At 74.4% G+C, this 8,400-nt stretch carries 8 protein-coding genes; 5 read left to right on the forward strand and 3 right to left on the reverse strand.

The features are described from left to right. Positions 1–236 (reverse strand): 2-oxoglutarate dehydrogenase E1 subunit family protein (locus tag E1262_RS29750; protein WP_132107961.1); only part of this gene is annotated, 236 nt, incomplete at its 3' end. A 246-nt stretch (positions 237–482) separates the two neighbouring features. On the opposite strand from E1262_RS29750, the gene E1262_RS29755 reads away from it, so the two are divergent. Then, entirely contained in the window at positions 483–1,190 is a 708-nt protein-coding gene (locus E1262_RS29755) for a permease prefix domain 1-containing protein (protein ID WP_132107962.1), read from the forward strand. Here E1262_RS29755 and E1262_RS29760 read toward each other — a convergent pair. Continuing rightward, the gene (locus E1262_RS29760; protein ID WP_132107963.1) at positions 1,122–1,442 is read right to left on the reverse strand and encodes a PadR family transcriptional regulator; all 321 of its coding nucleotides are present in this window, start codon (positions 1,440–1,442) and stop codon (positions 1,122–1,124) included. The genes E1262_RS29755 and E1262_RS29760 overlap by 69 nt on opposite strands. A 72-nt stretch (positions 1,443–1,514) precedes the next feature. On the opposite strand from E1262_RS29760, the gene E1262_RS29765 reads away from it, so the two are divergent. Genes E1262_RS29765 through cydC form a run of 4 tightly spaced genes read left to right on the forward strand, consistent with a single transcriptional unit; the run spans position 1,515 to position 7,168 of the window. Beyond that, on the forward strand, positions 1,515–2,795 hold the full coding sequence (locus tag E1262_RS29765; RefSeq protein WP_132107964.1) for a cytochrome ubiquinol oxidase subunit I: 1,281 nt from the start codon (positions 1,515–1,517) through the stop codon (positions 2,793–2,795). A 1-nt stretch (position 2,796) separates the two neighbouring features. After that, positions 2,797–3,750 carry a cytochrome d ubiquinol oxidase subunit II gene (locus E1262_RS29770; protein WP_132107965.1) on the forward strand — a complete coding sequence of 318 codons (954 nt, stop codon included), beginning with the start codon at positions 2,797–2,799 and terminating at the stop codon, positions 3,748–3,750. After that, positions 3,693–5,435 carry a thiol reductant ABC exporter subunit CydD gene (gene cydD / locus E1262_RS29775; RefSeq protein ID WP_132107966.1) on the forward strand — a complete coding sequence of 581 codons (1,743 nt, stop codon included), beginning with the start codon at positions 3,693–3,695 and terminating at the stop codon, positions 5,433–5,435. Before E1262_RS29770 ends, cydD begins: the two co-directional genes overlap by 58 nt. Further along, a complete protein-coding gene (cydC, locus tag E1262_RS29780) occupies positions 5,435–7,168 on the forward strand; it encodes a thiol reductant ABC exporter subunit CydC (protein WP_132107967.1) in 1,734 nt (577 codons plus the stop codon). The genes cydD and cydC overlap by 1 nt, the downstream gene beginning before the upstream one ends. Positions 7,169–7,352: 184 nt before the next feature. Here cydC and E1262_RS29785 read toward each other — a convergent pair. Continuing rightward, on the reverse strand, positions 7,353–8,400 hold a 1,048-nt coding region (locus E1262_RS29785), incomplete at its 5' end, for a trans-sulfuration enzyme family protein (RefSeq protein ID WP_132107968.1).

The following is an 8,400-nucleotide window of genomic DNA, read 5'->3' on the forward strand; positions in this document are numbered from 1 at the left end:
CCGGGCCGCGCGGCGGACCGGGTCGCGGACCCATGGGACGTGTTCCTCGGCGGCGAGGGGCAGTCGCCGCGGCCGGCCGGCGGCGCGGCGGGGGCGGTGCCGGCGGCCTTGCGCTCGGCGAAGAACTCCGCCCATTGGGGGTCGACGCTGGAGGGGTCTTCGAGCCAGCTCTCGTAGAACTCCTCGACGAGCCACTCGTTCGGTCCGAATCCCGATTCCGGGCCGGTGGGGGCCACTGTCGCGTTCGCCTTCTTCCGTTCGAATCTGCGCGGCTGCTCTGGTACAGATTAGTCGCGGTCACCGACTCCGCGCATCGGCGCAATCGTGGCCTAGATCACTCGGCAGCGACAAGTCGAGATCCCGCCCACCGGCCGCGCCGCGTCGGGGGCATCCCTGACCGGTCCCGGAGATGACGCTACGCGCCTTCTGTACCCCCGTGGGCGGCCGTTACGCTGGCGGCGAACCGTCCAGTCGGAGGCGCTGTGATCGACCAGTACGTCGCCCAGTTGCGCCGCGAGGTGCGCGGGCCCGTGCTGCCCCGGCGCAGCATGATCCGCGAGCTCCGCGACGGCCTGCGCGACGCCGCCGACGCGCACCGGTCGGCCGGCGCCACGGACGCCGAGGCCGAGCGGCTGGCCGTCGAGGAGTTCGGGCCGGTCGAGGTGGTCGCCGCCGGTGTGCGCGAGGAACTGGCCGCGGTGGCGGCGCGGTACCTGGCCGGGCTGGTCGTCGTCCTCGGGACGGTGCAGTTCGCGCTGGCCACCTACACGTGGACGACGGCGGCCGCCGCGCAGGGCTGGCCGGAGCCGTCGCCGTGGTACGGCGTGCTCTCGCGTGCCGTCGACGTCTCCAGCTTCGCGTTCATGGGTCTGGCCGGCGTCGCGGTGCTGGCGCTCGGCCGCGGTGCGCGGCTGCTGTCCACCCGCCGGGTGGTGCGGGTGATCGCCGTCGTGACGCTCGTCGACGTCGTCCTGCACGTCGTCAGCGGGGCGGTGCTGAGCGCGTTCGCGCCGGCCAGCATGGCCGAATGGGACGGGCCGGAGCTGGTGGCGATGTCGCTGCTCTCAGTGGGATCGACGCTGTGGATCACCTGGCTGGCGGTGCGCTGCCTGCGGCTGACCTCACGCCGGGCCCAGGATGGCGTTCATGACGCTGCTCATCTCGCTCCAGGCCTGCTGCTGCGCGGCTAGGTAGCCCTTGCCCGCGCGGGTGATCTCGTACGTGCGCCGCTTGCGGCCGCCGACGGTGTCCCAGGAGCTGCGCAGGTAGCCCAGCCGCTCCAGCCGCCGCAGCGCGGGATAGAGGGTGCCGGTAGGGAGGTCGACGGCGCCGTCGCTGCGCGCGTGCAGCGCCTCGGAGACGCCGTAGCCGTGCAGCGGCCGGTCGCGGACGACGGCGAGGATCAGCGCGTCGAGGTTGCCGCGGAGGGCATCGGCCTTCATGTCGGTAGTCTACGCATCGTCATGTAGCCTGCCTACGTGTAGACAGTCGGATCTAGCGCGGGAGGGGCGAGGATGAGCGTGCTGGACGTGTCGCGGCTGCAGTTCGCGCTGATGGCGATCTTCCATTTCCTGTTCGTGGTGCTCACGCTCGGCCTTGCGCCGGTCGTCGCGCTCTTCCAGACCCGCTGGGCGGTCACCGGGAAGGAGGTCCACGAGCGGCTGACTCGCTACTGGGGCCAGCTCTACGTCGTCAACTACGCGATGGGCATCGTCGTGGGGCTCGCCATGGAGTTCCAGTTCGGCCTGCACTGGGGCGGGCTGATGACGTTCGCCGGCGACGTGTTCGGCGCGCCGCTGGCCACCGAGACGCTGGTCGCGTTCTTCCTGGAGTCGACCTTTCTCGGCATGTGGATCTTCGGCTGGCACCGGCTGAACCGCTGGGTGCACACGGCGCTGATCTGGCTGGTGGTGCTGGCGGCGTACCTGTCGGCGTACTGGGTCATGGTCGCCAACGGGTTCCTGCAGGACCCCGTCGGCCACGTGATCGAGGACGGTGTGGCACGCATCGACGATGTCGGCGCGCTACTGACCAACCAGCAGGCCGTCGGGGCACTGCTGCACATCGTCCCGGTCTGCCTGCTGACCGGCAGCGTCGTCATGGTCGGCATCTGTTCGTGGCACTTCCTGCGCGGCACGCCCGACCTCGACTTCTTCCGCCGCTCGCTGCGGGTCGCCGTCGTCGTCGGCGCGGTGGCCGCCGTGTTCGCCGTCGGCAACGGCTACGCGCAGTTCGGCTACCTGACCGAGGGCAAGGAGCTGGCACTCGGCGGCTCCGCGGAGGAGCGGGCCGCGTTCCAGGCCGAGATGGAGGCGCTGCACGGACCGGGCGACTGGACGCCGCCGACGTGGATCTCGTTCGCCTGGCCGCTCATGGAGATCAGCGGGACGCTGTACCTGCTGACCTTCTTCGGGCTGCTGCTCTTCCTGATCAAGAACGCGTTCGACCGGACCCGCCCGGCCTGGCTGCGCCGGTTCTGGCACCGGTTCTACGTGTGGACGCTGCCGTGGCCGTTCGTGGTGGTCGCCTGCGGCTGGCTGATCCGCGAGGTGGGCCGCCAGCCGTGGGTCGTCTATGGCGAGCTGACGACGGCGGAGGCGGTCTCGTCGCACTCGGCCGGCACTGTGCTCACCAGCCTGGTGGTCTTCGGCGTGCTGTTCGCGACGCTGGCCGTGCTCGACTGGTGGCTGATCGCCCGGCTGGCCCGGCGCGGCCCGCACGACCTCGTGCTGGGCTCCGACGGCGCCGGCCACGAGGAAGCGGAGCCGGAACTCGTGCTCGCGGGGAGGAGCTGACGTGGACCTCCTCTGGCTGGGTCTGCTCGGGCTGCTGCTGACCGGCTGGTCGGTGATCGACGGGGCGGCCCTGGGGGCCGGCGCGTCGCTGCGGCGCATCGGGCGCAGCGGGCCGGAGCGCCGGCTGCTTCTGACCGCGATCGGGCCGTTCCTGCTCGGTGGCGAGGTCTGGCTGGTCGCGGCGGCCGGCATCCTGATCGGCGCGTTCCCCGGGCTGGAGAAGGACCTGCTGACCGCCTACTACCCGCTGATCGTCGGGCTGGTGGTGGCCTGGGTGCTGCGCGACATCGGGGTCTGGTTCCGCAGCCGGCGCCCGTCGCGGGCGTGGCAGGGCGGCTGGGAGACCGTCGTCGTGATCGCGAGCACGGCCGTCCCGTTCGCCTGGGGACTGCTGCTGGGCAACGTCGTCCAGGGGGTGCCGACCGAGGGGCGACCGGGGGTTGAGACACTGGTGGGGCCGTATTCACTGTTGTGGGGGGCCGTCGTGGTCGCCGTGTTCACGCTGCACGGCGCGGTGTTCGCCGCGCTGCGGCTGCCGCCTGAGCGCCGTACTCGCGCCGCCGGCACCGTCCGCCGGTCCGGCGCCGCCGCGCTGGCGCTGCTGGCCGCCGTCGCCGTGGTCACACCCGCGTTCAGCGTCGAGCTCGCCCGTCCGCTGCCGGCCGCCGTGCTGGCGGTCGCCGCCGTCGTGGCGGTCCCGCTGGCGACGCGGCTGTTCGGGCGCGAGCGGGACGGCTGGGCGTTCGCCTGCACGGCGGTCGCCGCGGCCGCGCCGGTGCTCGCCGCCGGGCTCGCGTCGGCGCCACGGCTGATCGACGGCATCGCCGCGGCGGGGACGCTCGACCTGCTGGGCGCCGTCGTCGCGCCGGTGCTGCCGGTCCTGCTCGCCGTCCAGGCATGGATGTGGTGGACGTTCCGGCACCGCGTCGGCGTCGGATCGGCGGTGTTCTTCTGAACCGGCTCGCCCGCCGGCTGCTCGCCGGCCTGCCCGCCTTCCGCGTCGTCACCCTGGGCTTCACCCTGCTGGCGGTGGCCGCGGCCGTCGCCATCCTGGTGCAGGCCGAGCTGCTGGCGCGGCTGCTGGCCGACGGCGTGCTGGACGGGCCGTCCGCCGGCTCCGTCGCCGGGCTGCTGGGGCTGCTGGCCGGCGTGTTCGCCGTCCGGGCCGGGCTGTCGTGGGCGCAGCAGGTGCTGGCCCAGCGTGCCGCCGCGTCGGTGAAGGCGTCGCTGCGGCGGCGGGTGCTGCGCCGTACCCAGGAGCTGGGCCCGGGCTGGCTGTCCGGCCAGCACACCGGCGGGCTGACTACGACACTCGGCCGCGGCCTGGACGCCCTGGACCCGTGGTTCACCGGCTACTTCCCGCAGCTGTTCCTGGCCGCCGTGATCCCGCTCGCGGTGCTGGTGCGCATCGCCACCGCCGACCTCGCGTCGGCGGTGATCATCCTGGTCACGCTGCCGCTGATCCCGATCTTCGGCGCGCTGGTCGGCATGTCGACCAAGCGGGCCACCGAGCGGCAGTGGCGGGCGCTGGAGCGGCTGGGCGGACATTTCCTCGACGTCGTGGCCGGGCTGCCGACGCTGCGGGCGTTCGGCCGGGCGAAGTCGCAGGCCGAGCAGGTGCGGCGGATCGCCGACGAGCACCGGTCGGCCACCATGGGTACGCTGCGCATCGCGTTCCTGTCGTCGCTGGTCCTGGAGCTGGTCGCGACGCTGTCCGTGGCGCTGGTCGCGGTCCCGATCGGCCTGCGGACGCTGAACGGCGGGCTCGGCCTCGAGACGGCGCTGCTGGTGCTGCTGCTCGCGCCGGAGGCGTACCTGCCGCTGCGGGCGCTCGGGTCGCAGTTCCACGCGAGCACCGAGGGTCTGGCGGTCGCGGAGCGCTGCTTCGCGGTGGTCGACGCCGAGGGTGGGCAGCGGCACCCGGCGGTCGCCGGCGGGGCCGCCGCGCCCGACGCCGCCGCGGGCGTGCGGTTCGAGGGCGTCACGGTGCGCTACCCGGGCCGCGACGAGGCCGCGCTCGACGACGTCTCGCTCGCGATCGCCCCGGGCGAGCGGGTCGCGCTGGTCGGGCCGAGCGGTGCCGGCAAGAGCACGCTGGTGAACGTGCTGCTCGGGCTGGTGACGCCGACGTCCGGACGGGTTCTTGCCGGCGGCCTCGACCTCGCCTCCGCCGACGCCGAGAGCTGGCGGCGGCAGCTGGCCTGGGTGCCGCAGCGGCCTCACCTCTTCGCCCGCACCGTCGCCGAGAACATCCGGCTCGGCCGGCCCGACGCGACCGATGACGACGTGGTGCGGGCGGCGACGCTGGCGCACGCCGACGAGTTCGTCGCCAGGCTACCGCGCGGCTACGAGACCCCGCTGGGCGAGCGCGGCGCCGGGCTGTCCGCGGGCCAGCGGCAACGCATCGCGCTGGCCCGCGCGTTCCTGCGCGACGCCCCGCTGCTGCTGCTGGACGAGCCGACGGCCGGGCTCGACGCCGGCAGCGAGGCGGTCGTCGTCGAGGCGACCGCGCGGCTGATGGCGGGCCGGACGGTGCTGGTGGTGGCGCACCGGCCGGCCATGGTGCTCGACGCCGGCCGGGTCGTCACGCTGGAGCACGGCCGCATCGCCGGGCCGGCCCTGCGCGCGGGGGTGGTCTGATGGTGCGGCGGATCGCGGGTCTGCTCCGTGCCCACCTCGGCCGGCTGCTCGTCGCGGTGTCCGCGTCGGTGGCCACCGAGCTGGCCGCATTGGCGCTGATGGGCACCGCCGCCTGGCTGCTGGCCCGGGCCGCCGAGCAGCCGCCGCTGGCCGCGTTGTCGCTGGCCATCGTCGGGGTGCGGGCGTTCGCGACCGGCCGCGGCGTCTTCCGGTACGCCGAGCGGCTGGCCAGCCATGACGCCGCGCTGCGGGCGCTGGCGTCGCTGCGCGGCCGGGTCTACGACGCGCTGGTGCCGCTGGCGCCCTCCGGCCTGCCCGCCTACCGCAGCTCCGACCTGCTCAGCCGCATGGTCTCCGACGTCGAGGCAGTGCAGGACCTGGTTGTGCGGGTGCTGGTGCCGGTGAGCACGGCGGTCGTGGTGGCCGGCGTCGCGGTCGGGGTCTCCGCCGTCATACTGCCGTCGGCGGCCGTGGTGCTGGCGGCCGGGCTGGCGCTGGCCGGGCTCGTGGTGCCGCTGCTCATGGTGGCGGCGGCGCGGCGCACCGCCCGGCGGCTGGCGCCGGCCCGGGCCGAGCTGGCCGCCCACCATACCGATCTGCTGCAGGGCAGCGCCGACCTCGTGGTGTTCGGCGCCACGGCGACGGCGCTGGAGGAGGCGGAGCGCGCAAGTGAGCGGCTGGCGCGACTGGAGCGGCGCACCGCGCTGACGACGGCGCTCGGCGGCGCGGCGGCGATGCTGGTCCAGGGCGTGACGACGGTCGCGGTGACGGTGCTGGCGCTGGGCACCCGCGCTGACGGCGGCCTGGCCGGCGTCATGGTGCCGGTGGTCGCACTGGTCGCGCTGATTTCGTTCGAGCCGGTGCTGCCGCTGGTGCCCGCGGTGCAGCGGCTGCTGGAGTCGCGGTCGGCCCTGCGCCGCGTGCTGGCCGTGCTGGACACGCCGGCGCCGGTGTCCGAGCCGGGCGACGCCGCACTGCCGGCGCCGGACGGCCCGGTGACGGTGGCGCTGCGCGGCGTCTCGGTCCGCTACCCCGGCGCGACCGTGGACGCCGTCGACCGCGTCGACCTCGACCTCCCGCCCGGCCGGCGGGTCGCCGTCGTCGGGGCCAGCGGTTCCGGCAAGAGCACGCTGCTGGCCTGCCTGATGCGCTTCATCGAGCCGTCGGCCGGGACCGTGCTGCTCAACGGTGCGGACACACGCCGCTACGACGGCGACGACGTGCGGGCGGTCATCACCGGCGTGACCCAGGACGCGCACCTGTTCCACACCTCGATCCGCGAGAACCTGCGCCTCGCCCGGCCGTCGGCGTCCGACGACGACCTGCTGGCCGCGCTGGAGACGGCCCGGCTGCGCGACTGGGTCGAGTCGCTGCCGGCCGGCCTCGACACCATGGTCGGCGAGTCCGGCGGGCAGGTCTCCGGCGGCCAGCGGCAGCGGCTGGCGCTGGCCCGTGCGCTGCTGGCCGACCCGCCCGTCGTGCTGCTGGACGAGCCGACCGAGGGCCTGGACCCGCGCACCGCCGACGACCTCATGACCGACCTGCTCGCCTCCACGCGCGGCCGCACGACGGTCGTCGTCACCCACCGGCTGGCCGGGCTGGATGCCGTCGACGAGATCGTGGTGATGGACGCCGGCCGGGTCGTGCAGCGCGGCACCCACGCCGAGCTGGTCGCCGTCGACGGTCCCTACCAGGATCTGTGGTGGGCGTCGCGGCCCGCGCTGGCGGAGTGAGCGCTGGGTTCGCCGCGGGGTTGCCGGGTTGGAGCGTCCACGGTGTGAGATCTGCCGGCGATTCGGGGGGCATCACGAGGTTTTCTAGAGCTTCACCACGCCTGTAATCGTGTTGAGGCTCGGGTGTTCCTGGTGATGTACGCGATCGTTGGCCCCGGATCGGGACCCGCCACGCGATGCTCGGTCAGATGCCGTCGAGGGCGCGGGAGAGGTCGGCCCACAGGTCCTCGACGTCCTCGATGCCGACGGAGAGGCGGAGGAGCGACTCGTCGACCGCCGGGCTCTCGGTGGGCCAGCGCCGCCGCCGCTCCAGCGACGACTCGACCCCGCCGAGGCTGGTCGAGTGCACCCACAGCCGGACCGCCGCGACCACCGCGTCGGCGCCGTCCGCACCGCCGGCGACCTCGATGGAGCACATCGTCCCGGAGCCGGGGTAGCGCACGACGTTCACCGACCGGTGCGCGCGCAGCCGCGACGCCAGCTCCGTCGCGTTCGCCTGGGCCCGCTCCAGCCGCACTGACAGCGTCCGCAGGCCGCGCACGGCGAGGTAGGCCTCCATCGGGCCGGGGATCGCGCCGTGCAGGCGGCGATGTGTGTCGAACCGGTCGTACAGGGCGTCGTCGGCCGTGACGACCGCGCCGAGGACGACGTCGGAGTGGCCGGCCAGCAGCTTGGTGACGCTGTGCACGACGACGTCGGCGCCCAGCTCCAGCGGCCGTTGCAGCAGCGGGGTGGCGAACGTGTTGTCGACGACGGTGAGCGCGCCGGCCGCACGCGCCGCCGTGGCCACCGCCGCGATGTCGGTGACGTCGAGGTTCGGGTTGGTCGGCGACTCCAGCCACACCATCGCCGCGCCCTTGGCCGCCGCGGCGATGCCGTCGGTATCGGTGGCCGGCAGCTGCCGCAGCGTCAGCCGGCCCTGGGTGGCCCGCTCGCGCAGCTGGTCCAGCACGCCCAGGTAGGCGCAGTCAGGCGCGACGACGACGGCGCCCTCCGGCAGCAGCGACATGACCGCGCTGGATGCCGCGAGGCCGGACGCGAACGCCAGCGCGCGGCCGCCCTCGAGGTCGCCGAGCGCCGACTCCAGCGCCGTCCACGACGGGTTGCCGTAGCGGCCGTAGCCGACGTCGCCGCCGGCGTGGAACGTCGACGCGAACGTGACCGGCTCGTTCAGCGGCGCGTCGGGGTCACGGGCGGGACGGCCGGCGGTGACGACGCGGGTGGCGGGGGAC

Origin of the sequence: Jiangella aurantiaca (assembly GCF_004349105.1) — a bacterium.
In the GTDB taxonomy this organism is placed as follows: Bacteria; Actinomycetota; Actinomycetes; order Jiangellales; family Jiangellaceae; genus Jiangella; species Jiangella aurantiaca.

Bases quoted from the DNA above. Each gene is read 5' to 3' on its own strand.
- E1262_RS29760 (WP_132107963.1), bottom strand. From the start codon at position 1,442: ATGAAGGCCGATGCCCTCCGCGGCAACCTCGACGCGCTGATCCTCGCC.
- E1262_RS29765 (WP_132107964.1), top strand. From the start codon at position 1,515: ATGAGCGTGCTGGACGTGTCGCGGCTGCAGTTCGCGCTGATGGCGATC.
- cydD (WP_132107966.1), top strand. From the start codon at position 3,693: ATGGATGTGGTGGACGTTCCGGCACCGCGTCGGCGTCGGATCGGCGGT.
- cydC (WP_132107967.1), top strand. From the start codon at position 5,435: ATGGTGCGGCGGATCGCGGGTCTGCTCCGTGCCCACCTCGGCCGGCTG.